This window comes from Desulfosporosinus sp. (assembly GCF_014237355.1).
GTDB lineage: Bacteria > Bacillota > Desulfitobacteriia > Desulfitobacteriales > Desulfitobacteriaceae > Desulfosporosinus.
Map to the genome: position 1 here is coordinate 26242 of NZ_JABZFS010000021.1, position 17656 is coordinate 43897.

Annotated in this window: 13 protein-coding genes; 4 read left to right on the forward strand and 9 right to left on the reverse strand. The window is 42.3% G+C overall.

Annotation, left to right across the window (positions count from 1 at the left end; translation table 11 throughout):
- Nucleotides 1-202 precede the first annotated feature (202 nt).
- From aprA to HGJ98_RS05125, 8 genes are all read right to left on the reverse strand, one after another.
- On the reverse strand, nucleotides 203-2092 hold the full coding sequence (aprA, locus tag HGJ98_RS05090; RefSeq protein ID WP_291349977.1) for an adenylyl-sulfate reductase subunit alpha: 1890 nt from the start codon (nucleotides 2090-2092) through the stop codon (nucleotides 203-205).
- A 39-nt stretch (nucleotides 2093-2131) separates the two neighbouring features.
- Nucleotides 2132-2569, reverse strand: coding sequence for an adenylyl-sulfate reductase subunit beta (gene aprB / locus HGJ98_RS05095; protein ID WP_291349978.1), 438 nt, complete (start codon nucleotides 2567-2569; stop codon nucleotides 2132-2134).
- Between the two features lie 81 nt (nucleotides 2570-2650).
- Complete coding sequence (gene sat, locus HGJ98_RS05100) at nucleotides 2651-3817, reverse strand: sulfate adenylyltransferase (protein WP_291349979.1); 1167 nt, start codon at nucleotides 3815-3817, stop codon at nucleotides 2651-2653.
- A gap of 262 nt (nucleotides 3818-4079) precedes the next feature.
- A complete protein-coding gene (locus HGJ98_RS05105) occupies nucleotides 4080-5249 on the reverse strand; it encodes a (Fe-S)-binding protein (protein ID WP_291349980.1) in 1170 nt (389 codons plus the stop codon).
- 40 nt (nucleotides 5250-5289) lie between these two features.
- A complete protein-coding gene (locus tag HGJ98_RS05110; RefSeq protein ID WP_291349981.1) occupies nucleotides 5290-7512 on the reverse strand; it encodes a hydrogenase iron-sulfur subunit in 2223 nt (740 codons plus the stop codon).
- 4 nt (nucleotides 7513-7516) lie between these two features.
- Nucleotides 7517-8758 (reverse strand): CoB--CoM heterodisulfide reductase iron-sulfur subunit A family protein, encoded by a 1242-nt coding sequence (locus tag HGJ98_RS05115; RefSeq protein WP_291349982.1) that lies wholly within the window; start codon nucleotides 8756-8758, stop codon nucleotides 7517-7519.
- A 745-nt stretch (nucleotides 8759-9503) separates the two neighbouring features.
- The gene (locus tag HGJ98_RS05120) at nucleotides 9504-10394 is read right to left on the reverse strand and encodes an NAD(P)-dependent oxidoreductase (protein ID WP_291349983.1); all 891 of its coding nucleotides are present in this window, start codon (nucleotides 10392-10394) and stop codon (nucleotides 9504-9506) included.
- A gap of 120 nt (nucleotides 10395-10514) precedes the next feature.
- Nucleotides 10515-10898 (reverse strand): desulfoferrodoxin, encoded by a 384-nt coding sequence (locus tag HGJ98_RS05125; RefSeq protein WP_291349984.1) that lies wholly within the window; start codon nucleotides 10896-10898, stop codon nucleotides 10515-10517.
- Between the two features lie 233 nt (nucleotides 10899-11131).
- On the opposite strand from HGJ98_RS05125, the gene HGJ98_RS05130 reads away from it, so the two are divergent.
- From HGJ98_RS05130 to HGJ98_RS05145, 4 genes are all read left to right on the forward strand, one after another.
- Nucleotides 11132-12817, forward strand: coding sequence for a long-chain fatty acid--CoA ligase (locus tag HGJ98_RS05130; protein ID WP_291349985.1), 1686 nt, complete (start codon nucleotides 11132-11134; stop codon nucleotides 12815-12817).
- Nucleotides 12818-12853: 36 nt separating this feature from the next.
- Complete coding sequence (locus HGJ98_RS05135) at nucleotides 12854-13990, forward strand: 2-hydroxyacyl-CoA dehydratase subunit D (RefSeq protein WP_291349986.1); 1137 nt, start codon at nucleotides 12854-12856, stop codon at nucleotides 13988-13990.
- A 13-nt stretch (nucleotides 13991-14003) separates the two neighbouring features.
- Complete coding sequence (locus HGJ98_RS05140) at nucleotides 14004-15242, forward strand: 2-hydroxyacyl-CoA dehydratase subunit D (protein WP_291349987.1); 1239 nt, start codon at nucleotides 14004-14006, stop codon at nucleotides 15240-15242.
- A 66-nt stretch (nucleotides 15243-15308) separates the two neighbouring features.
- On the forward strand, nucleotides 15309-16097 hold the full coding sequence (locus HGJ98_RS05145) for an acyl-CoA dehydratase activase (protein WP_291349988.1): 789 nt from the start codon (nucleotides 15309-15311) through the stop codon (nucleotides 16095-16097).
- Between the two features lie 20 nt (nucleotides 16098-16117).
- Here the strand turns inward: HGJ98_RS05145 and HGJ98_RS05150 are convergent, their stop codons facing one another.
- Nucleotides 16118-17476, reverse strand: a complete 1359-nt coding sequence (locus tag HGJ98_RS05150; RefSeq protein WP_291349989.1) for a VWA domain-containing protein — start codon at nucleotides 17474-17476, stop codon at nucleotides 16118-16120.
- Nucleotides 17477-17656: the final 180 nt, after the last annotated feature.

Genomic DNA, 17656 nt, shown 5'->3' on the forward strand with positions numbered 1-17656 from the left:
TAGTTCGACGAAATTAGTTCCCCAGATAATAAATTATAACTGATTATCACAAAATATTAAAGGAAGAATTAGATTATTACTTAATACAATGGGGATGAATACAAATTCCGACATTCTTCAAGAATCTGTACCCATCCCCTCTTGTAATCAGTCTAAAATAGAAGATATTTAATATCTATCTTAGTAACTGACTGAATTAGTCTTACTCAACGCCAAACATATCAATGACAGGCTTTTTGAATACTGACCATTCATTTGTGTTTGGATCCCACTTCATGTTAACAAAGCAGTGCCAGTTCTCTTCGTCAAGGGTTGGCTTATCTGTTCTGAAGTAGTATCCAGGCCAACGTGTTTCTTCACGGAAGGTTACGGCGCGAAGGTGAGATTCAGCTTGCCATAATCTGTGTTTATTTTCCCAAGCTCTCAAGAGTTCATAGAGATCTCTAGCAGCTAATTTTTGGGAGTCCTCTTTCATGAATTCGAACAGTTCTGCTGCACGAGTCAAGGAAGATTCGCTCATGTTGAAAAATACGTTAGCTCCGCCAACATACTCATCCATGAGCTTTTGTAAGCGATACATGAACTGCTTAGGCATAATGTAGTTGGGATTTACTTCAACATCTGTGCTGAAGTCTTTATGAGCTTCGAAAATTTCGAGTGGCTTAACAATCTCAGCTTTTACTGCATCAATATCCGCTTGATCTGGTTCAATCAGTGTGTTGTTCTCTAAGATATACTTGATAGCTGATTTAGCTGCGATACGTCCTTCAGCATGGGTTCCTGAGGAGAACTTGTGAGGGCAGGCTCCGGTGGCGTCTCCGGCTGCAAAGAGTGCAGGTACTGTGGTCATTTGAGCATAACCCCAGAAATAGTCTGTTCCAGCGGAAAGGTCTTCCGGACCGGATACCCAAGCACCAGAGGATCCAGAGTGAGAACTGATGAAGTATGGCTCGGTAGCTGCGATTTCAGAAGATCTAACTTCTGGCTCAACGTTAGTTGCAGCCCATAGTAACGCTTGTGCAATCGTCATATCGAGGAAGTCTTCCCAAGCTTCATTTTCGAGCTCTTTCATCTTTTTCTTAAAGGCTTTAGCATCATCTTCATACTTCTTGGCCAAGTTAGCGATTGCTTCCTCAGTCCGCATGTAGAGAGGTCCTTTGCCTTCTTTGATGTCCATCAAGCCAAGGTAGTTACGTAGGTTAGCTGGGATCGGCTTAGCTGATCCGTATTTACCCCAGTTTTTAAGTTCATCTGCACGGGTTTCCATGTAGTTTTCGCCCAATGCGTTGGTTGCACGGGATTTGAAGAGTAAGAACCAAGCTCCAACAGGGCCATAAGCGTCTTTAAAACGAATAGGAACGAAACGAACTTCTTGACAGGTCATTTCAGCTCCGGCCTTCATGGTGAAGTATGCGGAAGAACCTGTGGAGAAGGGAGGATACCAAGAACGGCCAGCGCCCTCACCAGTGGATTTTGGTTTAAATACTCCTACTGTACCACCCATAGCACAGAGTGTAGCTTTTGCTTTGAAGACATAGATTTTGTTCTCACGAACGCTAAATCCAACGGCTCCTACGCATTTACCATCTTTTAATAGTGGCTCGGTGATGAAAACTCTCTCATAAATGTTCTCTTCGCCTAAAGCGTTCTTAGCTGCTTCAGCAACGATAACTTTATAGGACTCACCGCTGATCATTAATTGCCATTTACCTTCATGAACATATCCGCCATCTTCGTCTTTCCATAAAGGAAGTCCCCATTTTTCAAACATATGAACTGAGCTATCAACGTGACGTGCAATGTTAGCGACTAAGTCATCACGGGCAATCCCCATCATGTCATTTTTTACGTATCTAACATAGTCTTCAACGGTGTTTTTGCCTTTTGCAAGTCCTACATATAGGTTAATAGCAGACAATCCCATTCCAACTGCACCGGAACGTGGCATTGATGCTTTATCAACTAAGGTTACTTTGAGTCCATGTTTTTTGCCCCAATATGCTGCTTCAACTGCTGCACCACAGGACCCCATTCCGCCTCCAATGATGAGAAGGTCGGTTGTTATTTCTACTGTTTCAAAGTTCATTGGCATTGATTTTAACCTCCCTATTTATTCCCTTTTTACAAGAGCTTACTTCTTATAAGTCCAAACTGGCATATGCATTGAAGCAGGTTCGGTATACAGTTCGTAGCTGTTGATGTCAGTGGTGACTTCATAACCAGCATCAGGTACTGCGGAACCTTCTTCGGTTGTACGAATTGGGAATTTAAAGCGTTTGGTCATGCCATTACGGAATTTAACTGTCCACATAATGCTGTCGGAACTACGAAGAGGTACGCAAGAAGCGCCTAGTGGAACAAAGTCAGCATATCCGCGAACGTCCATAGCCTGTTGTGGGCAAGCCTTAACACAGCATAGGCACTCCCAGCATTGACTAGGATCAAGGTTTACAGCCTTCATTCTTTCTTTGTCTAACAACATCAGGTCATTTGGGCATGCATACATGCAAGCTGTTTTGTCTTGCCCTTTACATCCGTCACACTTTTCCTGCATTACAAAACTTGGCATTCGTTTAACCTCCATCATTCATATATTTTTGAAACTAAACTTAAGAATGATTCTCTTGTTTAATTTTCAAACCAAAGTTTTTTATTTTGAGGAGTAATATTTAAGAAGAATTTCCAGTACTTCTTTACGACTGAAGTTGCTAGGTGGTACTTCACCAGCTGCCAACATTGCTCTTAGCTTCGTGCCACTGATTTTCAGATGATCTTCTTTACCGTGTGGGCAAGTTTTTTCAGTAGTCATGCCTTCGCACTTATTGCAATACATAGCTGCTGTCACTTTTAGAGGTTGGCAAAGGATTTCACCTGGTTTAAAGGTTTCGAAGATTTCTTGTGCTTGATATGCTGTATAGTAGTCGCCTACACCAGCATGGTCACGGCCTACAAGAATATGGCTGCATCCGAAGTTTTGACGGAAAATAGCGTGAAGAATTGCTTCGCTAGGTCCTGCATAACGCATTTCCATCGGATAAACTTTCATCACAACATTTTTCTCATTGAAATAGTTCTTCATAAGAACTTCGTAGCATTCTAGACGAGTTTCAGCAGGGATATCGCCTGATTTTAGTTTTCCTACGATTGGGTGAATGAATAGTCCATCACAGACTTCATTTCCCATTTTGCAAAGGAACTCATGCGAACGGTGTAATGGATTACGAGTTTGGAAAGCTGCAACAGTTGCCCAGCCTTTTTCGTCGAAGATCGCTCTGGTTTGCGCTGGTGTAGCATAGTAGTCACCGTATTTTGAAGCGTAGCCGAGTTGACTAAATGTTACTAACTCACCGCCAACGTTGACGTCTCCTTGAGCCATAACTTTTTTGACACCATCATGTTCTGGGTCATCAGTAAAGAATACTGCTTTGCACTCTTTGACTTTGTCATACTCATATTTATCACTAACCGTTAAAATACCGCAGTAAGTATCTGTTTCATCATCGACTAAAGCTACTTCCATGCCAATTTTGATAGCTTCAGATTGTTCGCGTGTGACAGAAACGGTAATTGGGAGAGGCCATGCCAAGCCATTGGTTAAGTGTTTTGTTTCAACAACACTCTCATAATTGGCTTTGCCCATGAAACCTGTTAATGGGCTGAATGCACCCATTCCAATCATCAATAGGTCAGATGTTTCTCTGGAAGTCATGCGAATCACTGGTAATGTTTTAGCTTTTGCTAAAGCATCCGCTCTTTGTGATTCAGGAAGTAATACCGGTGTTAACTTTCCACCATGGGGTGGTACTAGTTTTGACATCGTCTAATCCTCCTTAATTTTTATAATGAATGTGAGTCTACTACAGAAACAAGTGTTTATCCTGCCCATCACCAACAACAATTCTGTCGGAAGAGACACTATATAAACAGAGTTTCTGGCATCCCCCCTTTCACTTACACTTTGAGTCTTTTTTCACCATATCAGTTAACTAACCCCATAGCTATAAGCCATCTGAACTTTTTCATTTACTTTTAGCCTGGGGTTAGTTTAACATCAATATTTACTCAGAATTTCCACGCGTTTACTTCTCAAGCGATTCACAGAGGAATTCTGACATTTCCATAACTTTTAGGACATCGCCCTTTTCTAATCCAGCACAGGCATCATCCAGCATTGTGATGCAGTAAGGGCAAGCTGTAACTATAACATCCGCATTTTGTTTAACTGCGTCATTGATTCGCAGCTCGCCGAAGCGCTCCCCAAAGGGCACCTCCGCCCAAATCCGTCCGCCACCGCCAGAGCAACAAAGACTCTTATTCTTAGCGCGATCTAATTCTACAAACTCTACCCCTGGAACTGCTTCTAGAAGTTCTCTTGGAGCATCGTAAACCAAATTGTGCCGCCCTAAGTAACAAGGATCATGGAACGTGACCTTTTTAGCTAATTCACCTGGTAAAGATAGCCTTCCGTCTTTTAAAAGACTGCTTAGAAGTTCAGCATAATGCATAACTTCATACTCTCCACCTAGTTCGGGGTAATCCTGTTTAAAGGTATAGAGGCAGTGTGGTGAAGTCGTGATAATCTTTTTCACGCCTTTTCCATTAAACAGCTTGATATTTGATTCAGCGAGTTTCGCGAAGAGTTCTTCATCCCCGATTTTACGTATGGTTTCACCACAACACTTCTCTTCACCTGTGAGTACTCCGAAACTAACTCCAGCTTTTTGCAAGAGTTTTACGACGCTCTTAGCGATTTTTTGGCTGCGAGTGTCATAACATGAAGTACAGCAGACATAAAGCAGATACTCAGTGTCTTCCGAATATGCTGGGACATTCAAACCTTCAAGCCAATCAGCTCTCTTCTCGGAAGGCCCAGTCCATGGGTTACCATTAGCATGAAGACTTCCTGCAACCGGACGTAAATGCCCCGGTAAGATGCCGGCTCCAACGATGGTATTACGCATAGAACGTACATTTTTAATGATTTCTACGCTTCTTGGACAATTGGATTGGCACATACCACAGGTAACACAGGCAAAAAGCACACTCTCATCATCAAAACCTTCTAAACCCAACTGACCTTGACGTTGCATTTTTCGGATATTAAACACTTCGCTTAGCTCACCTGGGACCTGTCGATAAGGACATAGATTGGTGCAGAGACCGCACTGCATACACCAGTTGAGCGTTTCCGCCCCTGAAGAAATAATATATTCTCTCATCTCCAGAGAAACTTCTTTTATTTCATCCATAATACTGCTCCTTTGCTATCTAATGGTAGGAGGGGTCTACTTAGAACCCTTTGTAGGGGTTGGGGCCCAGCTCATTCAGTTTTTCAGCAAAGTCATCTAACATTGCGGGTATCTTGTCATAATCCGTAATAGAGACTTGATCCATTCGCACACGTTCAGAGTCCAGATCCAACCTGTTTAAGGTCTCTGATACTTTTGATAATCTGATTTCGGCTAACTCACTACCTTTAATGAAGTGGCATTGATAATCATCGCCATGCTTACAGCCAAGTAGGAAGATCCCATCAATTCCCTGTGACATTGAATCAGCGATCCAGACTAAGCTCAATGAACCAAGGCATCTAAGTGGGATAACACGAACCCATGCATTATAATTCAGCCGATTGATACCAGCCATATCCAAAGCTGGGTAAGCATCATTTTCACAAGCAAAGATCAGGATTCTTGGTTTTTCTTCATCTTCATCAGGGACTTCGATTGACTTAATAAGATTACCAATCATAGGTACTGAGTAGTTTTTAAACGAGATAATCCGTTCTGGACAAGCTCCCATGCAGATTCCACATCTGCGGCAACGTGTAGGATTTGGCAACGGATTAAATTTATCATCTTCGTTAATCGCACCGAAGGGACATTCCACTGTACAACGTTTGCATTGGGTACATCTTGACATTGCGAAATCCGGGAAAGACATATCCCCTACACGAGGATGTACAGCCACGCCTTTGGCGCTTGATTCCATACATTGAATAGCCTTTAACGCTGCTCCAGTAGCATCTTCAACGGAGGATAACTCATCCATCGGAGCTCTGACGCTACCAGCTGCATAAATTCCTGTACGTCGAGTTTCATATGGGAAGCAGATAAAATGAGAATCTGCATAACCATATTTTAATGTTGGCATCTCTGGACCTTGACGATAGGCAAGATTCAGGAGATTGGACTTGCGAATAATTTCCGGCTTCGGACCATCATCTTCTTTTGCATCTTCTTCAGTGTCAGCCTTGGCAGCTATATCCTCACCAAAAGCTGTCGTAGGAACCATACCATTGGCTAAAACCACCATATCTACGCCTTCAGTCGCAATCGTTGCTCCAGATAGAACATCGGTTGCTTCGATGAGCAGATTCTTATCCCCATCTTCGGTAATACCCTTAATTTCTCCTCGAACGAAGATACCTCCATCTTTTTGCACTTGTTGATAGAGACGTTCGTACTGACCAGCAGCCCGCATATCTTTGTAGAAAACAAATACGTTAGCTTCTGGATTCTGCTCCTTTAGATAAGACGCCTGTTTTAAAGACTCTACACAACAGGTTGCAGAGCAATAGGGTAAATGTTCAGGATCCCGTGAGCCAGCGCATTGGATAAAGGCAATACTCTGTACTTCTTTTCCGTCTGGGCGAACAATCTTGCCCTTAGAAGCCAGTTCCTCCATTTGTTGTGATGTAATAACATTCTCATATTTACCATAACCAAGATAGTCTAATTTTGTGGGATCATAAGGGACAGCGCCTGTAGCGAGAACCACAGAACCGACTCTTTCCTTAACTGTAGCGCCATTTTGACTGATCGATGCATCGAACATACCTGGGGCACCAGCAATTTCTTGTATTTCTGCGCTAGTGTAGACGGTAATGTCTGAATGATCTTCAACCTGTTTAACCAATTCAGCTATGTCAACCTCTTCAGGGGTTGTAAAAGGCGCTTTCCGGGGAGCTTGCTTAAACAAGCCGTTCATCCAGCCTCCAAGAACGGGGCTTTTTTCAACTAGAACTGCTTTATACCCTGCTTTTGCAGCTTCTAAAGCGGCACTCATACCTGTCAAGCCTCCACCTACTACTAGGAGGGTCTTGACCATATCAACACCTTGGTAAGGCACCGGCAGATCGATATGCTTCACTTTAGCAAGGCCCATTCTCAGATAATCCTCAGCCATCATCTGGGTATCCTCGTCATTAGCTGGTTGACTCCAAATGACCTGTTCTCTGATATTGACCCTTTCCATGATTACTGAACCGTCAAATTCAAAGACATCATAATTAACACGGGGTGAGCAAGCAGCTATAAGAACTGTATTAACACCCTCAGCTTCAATGTCATTCTTTATTAATGCAACCCCTTCTGCACCACAGAGAAAGGGGTGTGTTTTACAAACCGGAACCTTGCCTTCCTTGGTGGCAACCTTGGACAGGCTCTCTACTTTCAGAGATTCTCCGATACTACAGCCAGTGCAGATATAAACACCTGTTTTTTTATCCATTGGGCTACCTCCTCACCGTAGATTGAATGGCCTTAAGCGCTGCAGAAGTAGAATCTTTAACCGATGAGGAAACATCTAACGGCTTCTTAACACATCCTGCGCCATAAATCCCTAGTTGTTGTGGATCGGAAACAACGAAGCCATCCTCATCATAGGCTATTGCATCCGGTACATTCGAAGTAGCTGGTACCATTCCTGTAGCTAACACAACCATGTCAACAGTTTCCTTCATGATCTCGCCAGTTAACTGATTTTCTACTTGAACAATTACATCTTTAGTCTCTGGATCTTCAGAGATTTCGCCAACTTTTCCTTTGATCATAGTGATGTCATCTTGAACTTTGGTATAAAACTCTTCGTGTTTACCCATCGCTCTGACATCTATATAAAACATATAAACCTTTGAATCCGGATACATTGCTTTGACGTAGGTTGCTTGTTTTAGCGAAGCCATACAGCAAACTCCAGAACAATAGGGCAGATGATTTTCGTCACGGGAACCAGCACATTGAACAAAAGCAATGGTTTTAACTTCTTTTCCATCGGATGGCCGAACAATTTTTCCAGCAGTAGGTCCATTTGAAGCAGCCAAACGCTCCATCATAACGTTCGTAATAACATTTTGGTGTTTCCCAAAACCATAATAATCAACCTTCGTGGCATCATAGGGTTCCCAACCCGTAGACCAAACGATTGATCCAACATTCAAATCAAAGCTTTTTGCCGCCATATCTAATTCAATAGCACCGTACTGACATGCGGCAACACATTTTCCGCATTCTGCTCCTAAACACGCCTCACCGTCTATAACATACTTCATTGGGAAAGCGAACTCATGAGCCTTATAAGCAGCTTTTGTTTTATCCATTCCGTAATTAAATTCGTTAGACCTTTCTGCAGGACATACTTCGGAACACTTACCGCAAGCTGTGCAGTTCTGATTTACATAACGGGGATTTAATTTTACTGTTACTGTATAATCTCCTTCTACACCGTTTATCTTTTCGATTTCAGCTAAAGTGAAGAATTTGATCCGGGGATTTTGCTTAATCCGTTTAAAATTAATCTCCAACCCGCAGTTCGGGGGGCACAACTTCGGAAAATACTGGTTCATCTGGGCCACTCTACCACCTAGGTAGGATTTCTGTTCAACCAGATAGACCTCACTTCCTGCTTCGGAAGCTTCAACAGCGGCTGTAAGTCCGCTTACTCCCCCTCCGACCACCAAAATACTCTTATGCGCCATCCTTCTACCTCCCTTATATGTCAATAAAACTCTCGGAATTCACCGAGTCAGTTGGACAAGGATCCCTTGACCAACCTTATAGCATTCCTCCTATTTTAAATAGGAGATATTTGCTTTCTATAGTACTTTGGGGAATATATAGGATACTATGGCTAATTGACGATATGAATAGAAGTCTTCAACTTCATCATAACCTCAAGGGAATATGATTTCTTTCACATATATAATTAAGAACTTGTCTACACCTATTTATATGTATTCAGATTAAACGTAACAAAATGCACAAACTATATTAAAAAAATTTTTACTTCCAAAATAAGACTAGCACTCTGGTCGTAATAAGTCAATATGGCGATAATTAATAAATCGTATGGCAAACATGGAAAAATTACTCACAATTGGTTCAGATTTAATAGAATATGCAGAATACCCCTGAAGATACATCTAAACTTTTGACCTTGTAGGTGATTAAGCCCTCAATTACAATGGGCTTAAGACCCTATTTGGTATTTATCACTACTAAAAAGGCCCGATTACCCAAAAAAGTCTAATAGTTTTCCATTTCAGTCCAGAGTTACCTAATATCTTCAATATCTTCTACATTCTCCCCTCGAATTCCTTCTAGAGCAGAATTATTATCGTTTAAACCAAAAATTTGCGATAGAAAAACTTCATATGATCTTGGAACAATAAAAGAGAGTTACACCGATGTTGGTTTAACTCTCCTTTATTATGCAGTCACTAATTAGCTCTTGCTTTCCAAATAGAGCTTATATAAGGCTTGCGTACCGCTGTTTTCTTCCCCTTGATCAGCTAATCTCTCATATAGCGTCTTTGCCAATTCTAAGCCAGGGGTAAGAAGTCCCATTTGTTGCGCAGAATCTAGGGCAATCGTCATATCCTTTATAAAGTGCTTAACGTAGAAACCAGGAGCAAAATTATTAGCTAACATACGAGGAGCCAAGTTACTTAAAGAAAAACTTGCGGCCGCTCCTGTTTCAATACTCTTTAAAACATTCTCCGGTTTCAGGCCAGCCCTATTAGCATAGGCCATGGCTTCACATACCCCAATCATATTTGAAGCTATAGCAATTTGGTTACACATTTTAGTGTATTGTCCTGCCCCTGAGTTCCCTTGTAAAATAATATTCTTACCAAGGCAATTAAAAACAGGAAGCATTGCATTAAACACTTCTTCGTCTCCGCCCACCATTATTGCCAACCGAGCTTCTTTTGCTCCTACGTCCCCACCTGAAACGGGTGCATCAAGTGCAAACAACCCTAGTGACTGTGCTTCTTTATAAATCCTCTTTGCCAGCTCTGGTGCCGAAGTTGTCATATCTATTAAATAACTTCCACCCTTAGCATGCTTTATAATCCCATCTGGCCCGAAGTAAACTTCTTCAACATCTTTTGGATAACCAACCATGGAGATGACAACCTTACATCGCCCAGCCAATTCAGCGATAGTATCTTGCCATACCGCTCCCATATTAATCAAATCCTCAGCACTAGCCTTAGTTCGGTTATATACAGCTACTTGATAACCTGCCCTCATTAAATTAGCTGCCATACTCCTCCCCATAACTCCTGTGCCAACAAAGCCAATCATCATATCCTCTTTATTAAGTGTCATTAATGCATTTTCTCCCTTCTTCACCCATTAGAAAAAACTATAGGATATCAAGTTTAGAGTGTCAAGCCCTATATAAGAGATAGGCAGGATTTTATCCTGCCTATCTCTCTTTTTCAATTATTACATCATGGTCTTCCAGAGACCATGAATGTTGCAGTACTCTCTAACCTCAACAACGTTATCTGCTTTAACTAAGAAAAAGGCTTCGGGTATTTGACCCGGTTCTAACTCAGCCCTGAGAACTTGACCCTTCGTTAAAACTTCGATAAATCGAATAAAATGTTTTTCTTCCATTGGATGAGCTATACTTCCAACTTTGACTTTGATCCCCCCATCTGCTTCTTCAATAACGGGTACATGCTTTTCTAAACTAGCATCTTTCGTCCCTGCCTCAAGTTTATCCATAGGTTTGTTACAGCAGACCAATGAAGATGCTCCCGTATGAACAACCTCAATAACATTTCCGCAAATGCCACATACATAAAGCTCTCTTAGGTTTGTCATTAGTTAGCCTCCATTCATTTTATTGACTATGAATATTAGTATTCTCCAAAAAAAACGATTATCCTCCTTAAACTAATTACTTTTTTATAATTAACATTAAATGCGCTTTTAAGAACATAACACGCATTGAATAGCTATTCATGAATACAATTAGTATTAATTTTCTGTCTTGTCAGAAAATTAAAATTCTCTTAATAGGTAAAGTTAAAATTATGTGCAAGGAGGGCAATTAATTGAATAACATTACACCCCATAAACCATTTCTTCCTTGGACCAAACATTATGACTCTGAAGTTCCAATAACACTTAAGTACCCTACCGTCTCTCTAGATGAATTATTCCGTAAAAGTGTCGAAGAGCACGCTGAGGCTATAGCTTTAGTTTTTTTCGGCAAAAACATTTGTTATAGACAACTGGGTCACTATGTAAACAATTTAGCTACGGCTTTACAGGGGATCGACATTCAACAAGGGGACCGAATTGCACTTCTTTTACCAAACTGTCCTCAATATGTAATAAGTTATTTTGCTATTTTAAGTATCGGCGCTGTAGTAGTACCGATTAATCCCCTAAGTACAGAATCTGAGCTCCTCCATATTTTCCGTGATGGCCAGGTCAGAGTTGTTATTGGCTTGGATCTCTTAGCAGGACGTTTGGAGAATGTTCGCGATACTTGTCACAATTCAGGTGAACACCATATCTTAGAGCATACTTTTTATACTGCTTTAAACGAATTTATGCCTGTTCCACTGAAGATTCTTTATCCATTTTCTCGAACATTCTCCGATGAGACGAAAACTCGCTTACCTCATTGCAAGTGGTTTAAACCACTGCTTAAAGAAGAATCTCAGCCTTTAATCCCAACAACTATTGATATTATCCGAGATATAGCGTTGCTAATATATACAGGAGGAACTACTGGCAAACCCAAAGGAGTCATGCTTTCACATCAAGCCCTAGTTGCCAACGCAACCCAAGGAGCTGCTTGGGTCCAAATGCAAGAAGACGACCGTTTATTAGCAGTTCTCCCCATATTTCATGGCTTTGGTATGTCAGTCTGTATGAATGCACCTCTGATTTCAGGATCTTCTTGTGTCCTTATTCCGCGTTTCAATGTAGATGACATTCTCAAAGGAATTCACCGCTTCCAGCCTACTCTCTTTGCTGGAGTACCTACCATGTATATAGGCCTCATTAACCATCCAAACCTAGTGCGGTATAACCTTTCATCTCTACGTGGTTGTTTTGTCGGTGCAGCCCCTTTAGCTCCTGAAGTCAAACGCCAGTTTGAAAAACTCACAGAAAGTCGACTGATGGAAGGATATGGACTTACTGAAGCCGTTACAGCGCTTTGTGCCAATCCCTATCGTGGCGTAAATAAGACAGGCAGCATTGGTATACCTTTTGCTGATGTTATTATGCAGGTGAGGGATATTGAGACCGGGAAAATTATCCTCCCACCCCAAGAAATTGGAGAAATAGTGCTCAGGGGTCCGGAGATCATGCTTGGATACTATAATCAACCCCAAGAAACTGCTTCTGCAATCCGAGATGGTTGGCTCTACACCGGTGATATTGGCTACATGGATGAAGAGGGTTATTTTTATATTGTAGACCGTAAGAAAGATATGATTATTACTGGCGGGTTCAATGTTTATCCACGCGAAGTAGAAGATGTCCTCTATCTACACCCCGCTGTAAGAGAAGCATGCGTTATTGGCATCAAGGATGACTATAAGGGGGAACTCGTCAAGGGGTTTATTACCTTGAGAGAAGGTGCCATGGTCAAAGAAGGAGATATTATCACATTTTGTCGAAAGCATCTCTTGCCCTATAAAGTCCCAGAACAAGTTGAGATTCGCCAAGAACTTCCTAAGACAGCTATCGGTAAAATTCTAAAGCGCTCCCTTCGGGAGTAAAGTTAAGACATTTAAGCATAAGGAGAGGAGTCACTCATGTTTGAGAATAATCATCTAAAAGATCCGAGACAATCACTGGAACTACTTCTTGAAGAAGCGACTCTAATGGGCGCAAAACGTCTAATTCGTTACCCAAACAGAAAATTTTTTGGCTATTTTTGCTCATATTTCCCCGAAGAACTTATTTTAGCAGCAGGTCTAGAGCCATTGCGCCTCTTACCGGATTCGGAGAACCCCACTCCAGTGGAACTTCCAGCTTATTGCTGTTCTCTTGCCAGGGGAACCCTAGACATGGAAGTAAGAGAGAAGTGGAGCGACCTTGTCGGTATCGGGTTTACTCATACCTGCGACACTATGCAGTGTCTAAGCGGAATCTGGGCAGCCTGCGGTAACAGCATAACCGTTGACATTGTCCCTCCTGTTATGTTAAATGCCCCAGGGGCTTCAAGCTACTATCATGCTGAGCTCGGTTCACTTCTGAATGAGCTTACAGCCCTTACTAAACATGAAATCCAAAACGAAGCCCTTCGAGCTGCCCTAGTCTTATGTGCGAATACGCGAAAACTAGTAACCGAACTCGATGAACTTCGTTTTAACCTTCCATCCCCTTTGATTTTTTCTCTACTCAGAGCCGGACAGCTAATGCCGCGTCCTGAGTATGCTCTAGCTCTCGAGAATTGCCTTCCATTATTAAAGGATATGGCAAAAGAAACCCACAACAAAGCAAACGTTCTAGTCAGCAGCGCTGTACTAGAAAATAACAGCCTTTTTGAAATGATCGAAGAATTAGGAGGCAGAGTCGTTGCCGATGATACATGTACCGGGTATCGCCACTATTCTGGCGTGACTGTAAGCGGATCGGAAAATCTACTTTTGGACATCGTCCAAAGGTACACTAACATGCCCCCCTGTCCGTGTAAAAACCGCAGTCTAAATGAACGGATTTCATATTTAACTGCGTTAGCTAAACAACGACATGCTCAAGGAGCAATTATCATCGTCCGAAAATATTGCGAACCTCATGCGTGGGATGCCGTGACACTCTCAGAAAGCTTCCGCAGATGCGGCATTCGTACTCTGACACTTGAACTCGAAGGGGCAAATGTTGGCGGACAAGAAAGAACTAGACTCCAGGCCTTTTTAGAGAGTTTGCTCGAAGGCCCTGGATTGTAAAGGAGAAGATAAGATGCAGGTGTCACAAGAAAAACGACGTAATTACCGTCCTCTAGTTAGCAGCAAGACACTTCAAAAAACCATGGGTCGTTATTATGCTTTAACAAACTATCACCGTTACTGGGGCAAACTCATGCGACGTCCTTTAGCATGGGTTACCAGCGGTGCCCCAGTGGAACTCCTACGTGCCTTTAACATTCACTCTGCTTATCCAGAACAATATGCGGCTATCTATAGTGCACGTAACGCAACGGTTAATCTGTGTGAAGTCGCTGAAGCAGCAGGTTATTCCCAAGACCTCTGTTCCTATGCCCGGTCAAATATTGGCGGAGTACTAAGGCCTGACCTTGCTCCTTTAGGAGGAATGCCTAAACCTGACCTCTTAGTAGCCTGCAATAATATTTGTGGAACAGTACTAAAGTGGTATGAGGTATTAGCACGTCATTTTGATGTACCACTGTTGGTTCTAGATACTCCATTTCTTACAGGTGAACTAACCACACAGGCAAAAGAGTACGTCTTGGAACAATTAAAAGCTATGGTCACAGATTTGGAGAAAATTACCCATCGGCGACTCGATGAAAAAAAATTAGCTCAACAGATGAGCCTGAGCCGTGAAATCACCTCACTCTGGATAGAAACCCGCCAGTATTGCCGCGCTAGCCCCTCTCCCCTCAACGCACCCGATCTCTTTATCAACATGGCACCTATTGTGGTTCTGAGAGGCTCACATGAGGGAATTAACTTTTACCGTAAGCTCAGAGACGAGGTCAAAGAGCGAGTAGATCTTGCTCAGGGTGCCATCGAAAACGAACGAATTCGCTTAGTCTGGGATAACATCGCCATCTGGCCTCAACTCTTTAGTTTCTACAAAATGTTTTCCGAAAAAGGTGCATGTTTTGTCACTGACACCTATAGCGGGGGGTGGGCTGTCGAGCAAGCTCCCGGTACTCCCCTGGAAAGCTTAGCCGCTACTTACACTGAAGTTTTTCTTAACCGTTCACCTAAGTATCGAGCCAATCAGTTGATTAACCTTATTAAAGAATTCAAGGCCGATGGTTTCGTAATGCACTCAAATCGTTCTTGCAAACCCTATTCATTGGTGCAAGAAGTGATCCGTAAAGAAGTAATACATGAAACTGGAGTTCCAGGATTAATGATCGAGGCGGACATGGCTGACCCTAGAGCTTATGCCGAAGAGCCCGTCCGCAATCGTGTTCAGGCTTTTTTAGAGACATTTGACGATCTATGATGATCGAAGTTCGAGGTCCGAGGTCCGAAACGAACCTCGCACACCCCATAAGGAGGTAAAGAGTTCATGACAAAATACTTTGTCGGAGTAGATATCGGTTCTCTTACAGTTAAAGTGGTTCTCATAAACGATGGTTTAGAAATTCTCGGTCAGTTAAAAACCCGCGCAGGCTATAGCGGAAAAGACGTTGCCACACGCCTAAAAGAACAACTTCTCGCGGAATCCTGTCTAACACCTCAAAAGATCAGTGCCACGGTAGCAACGGGTTATGGGCGCGTCACCTTTCCCGCGGATCGGGAAGTATCCGAAATCACTTGTCAAGCTAAAGGAATAAGTCATCTGTTTCCTAGTTCTCGAACCATAATTGATATTGGGGGACAAGACAGTAAAGTAATCAAACTATTACCAAATGGCAGAGTTGGAGACTTTACCATGAACGACAAATGTGCTGCAGGCACGGGTCGGTTCTTAGAAGTAATGGCCTCAGCCCTAGAAGTAGAATGGCCTAAAATTGGGGAATTAGTGTCTTCATCTAAAAACCCGACAAAAATTTCGTCATTTTGTACTGTCTTTGCAGAGTCGGAAATAATTTCCCAAGTATCAGCAGGGGCGCTAAAATCAGACATTTTAGCCGGAGTTTGTGATTCAGTAGCCAGCCGAGTAGCCTCAATGACACGACGAACCGGATTAGAAAAGGATATCGTTTTTACAGGAGGAGTAGCCCTTAATCGTGGAGTTGTTAATGCGTTAACCAAACAGCTAGGGTACCCCCTGCTCGTATTCCAGGAACCCGTGATTACAGCAGCTTTAGGCGCGGCATTACTCGCTCGGGAGATCCACAAATCATCCATTTAATTACTTGATCATTTATTTACTTAGAAAACATCCTTTACAATTCTCTGTAAGTCACTGGCAGTTCGGCACCGATAGACTTTAGAACAATAGCTCTTATAGTCTTTCATAACATTATCTGTCTCAAACCACTCCTTTACTTCTAAAGGATTCAACCAAAACACTTTACCTACTTTTTCTGAGATTTCGGCAAAATAGTCCGATTGAGGTGGACGATAGTTGTTTTTTCCATCTCCCAGTATCATTAGAATCGCTCTTGATGACACATCAATAAATTTAGTTTTAGCGAGCTCCTTAAAAACTGCTCCATAATCCGAAAATCCGGAACTTACCTTATGTCCCCAGCTCTTAATCTCTTGTTTCACTCCACTTATATCATCATCCCAAACAAACTCAGTGACATCCCAAACTGCATCAATAAAAAAGTAGACTCTTATTTTTCTAAAACGAGCTCTAAGACATGTTACCAAATGTATTAAAAATTCCACAAATGAAGCCATGGAATTAGAGACGTCGCAAAGCACTACCAATTCAGGAGCACGAGGCATTTTATGTCGATAGCATAATCGCAAAAATAATCCATCCCACTGAACACTTTTCTGAACGATACTCGCTATATCTATTGTTCCTTTGTTGTAAGATTTCCAACGTGAGCCTGGCCGTAAAGCTAATTTTCGTGCCCATTTTCGTATACTTGACCTGACAAGTTCCTTTTCTTCTTCAGATAACGAACTTAATGATTTAAACATCCAGTGCTGTCGAACAAGAGGTTCCCAACTGTTATCAAACCCAACTTGCGTCATTAATACCTGCTCCCGAATCTCACGTAGGATAGAGGACCGAGTGTTCTGATGGGTATACCACTCGTCTTCAGAAAGAGTACCCCGCTGATAGGCTAAATCAAAGGAATTAACCCAAGTATAATAGTCGATTTCTGCTAAAGCTGATTTAACAACTTCTTCAAACTCTATCCCTTTTCCTATTAACTCCTCAAGCCGCGAAAATGGAACTAATTTAGAAATACGTGAAAGGTCCTGAATATCCCCTATTGCAGTCAAACTAATTCCACCAGATCCTCGCCCTACTCCTTGCCCTCCAAAGCCTTGACTATTTTGATGTTCACCTGAGTCCTTATTAGAGGTTATGTCAAGGGGATGCTCTGTTTCGTAGGATTCATTACTTTCAACGACGATTCTCCAAACCGTCTCGAAGATGCCAACATCTTGAGGACGATGAACCAGTAATGATTTTAATAGTTGTTTACGAGGTAAGCTAGGATATCGAATTAGACAAGTCTGGGCGTCAAGAATATCCTGCGAGGAAATCGATAACGAAACCTGCCTTAGAGCGTGAATTAACCTGATAAATAACCATCCATCCATAGTCTCCATCCCTTTTTGCGAAGTGCGAAGTGCGAAGTGCGAAGTGCGAAGTGCGAAGTGCGAAGTGCGAAGTGCGAAGTGCGAAGTGCGAAGTGCGAAGTGCGAAGCGCGAGGTTCGAGGCGCGGGGTCCGAGGTCAGTAGTTCGGGGAACGGGGTCCGAATTGGTTCACGAATAGGGT

Bases quoted from the DNA above. Each gene is read 5' to 3' on its own strand.
- sat (WP_291349979.1), bottom strand. From the start codon at position 3,817: ATGTCAAAACTAGTACCACCCCATGGTGGAAAGTTAACACCGGTATTA.
- HGJ98_RS05110 (WP_291349981.1), bottom strand. From the start codon at position 7,512: ATGGATAAAAAAACAGGTGTTTATATCTGCACTGGCTGTAGTATCGGA.
- HGJ98_RS05125 (WP_291349984.1), bottom strand. From the start codon at position 10,898: ATGACAAACCTAAGAGAGCTTTATGTATGTGGCATTTGCGGAAATGTT.
- aprA (WP_291349977.1), bottom strand. From the start codon at position 2,092: ATGCCAATGAACTTTGAAACAGTAGAAATAACAACCGACCTTCTCATC.
- HGJ98_RS05145 (WP_291349988.1), top strand. From the start codon at position 15,309: ATGACAAAATACTTTGTCGGAGTAGATATCGGTTCTCTTACAGTTAAA.
- HGJ98_RS05115 (WP_291349982.1), bottom strand. From the start codon at position 8,758: ATGGCGCATAAGAGTATTTTGGTGGTCGGAGGGGGAGTAAGCGGACTT.
- HGJ98_RS05135 (WP_291349986.1), top strand. From the start codon at position 12,854: ATGTTTGAGAATAATCATCTAAAAGATCCGAGACAATCACTGGAACTA.
- HGJ98_RS05140 (WP_291349987.1), top strand. From the start codon at position 14,004: ATGCAGGTGTCACAAGAAAAACGACGTAATTACCGTCCTCTAGTTAGC.
- HGJ98_RS05150 (WP_291349989.1), bottom strand. From the start codon at position 17,476: ATGGATGGATGGTTATTTATCAGGTTAATTCACGCTCTAAGGCAGGTT.
- aprB (WP_291349978.1), bottom strand. From the start codon at position 2,569: ATGCCAAGTTTTGTAATGCAGGAAAAGTGTGACGGATGTAAAGGGCAA.
- HGJ98_RS05120 (WP_291349983.1), bottom strand. From the start codon at position 10,394: ATGACACTTAATAAAGAGGATATGATGATTGGCTTTGTTGGCACAGGA.
- HGJ98_RS05105 (WP_291349980.1), bottom strand. From the start codon at position 5,249: ATGGATGAAATAAAAGAAGTTTCTCTGGAGATGAGAGAATATATTATT.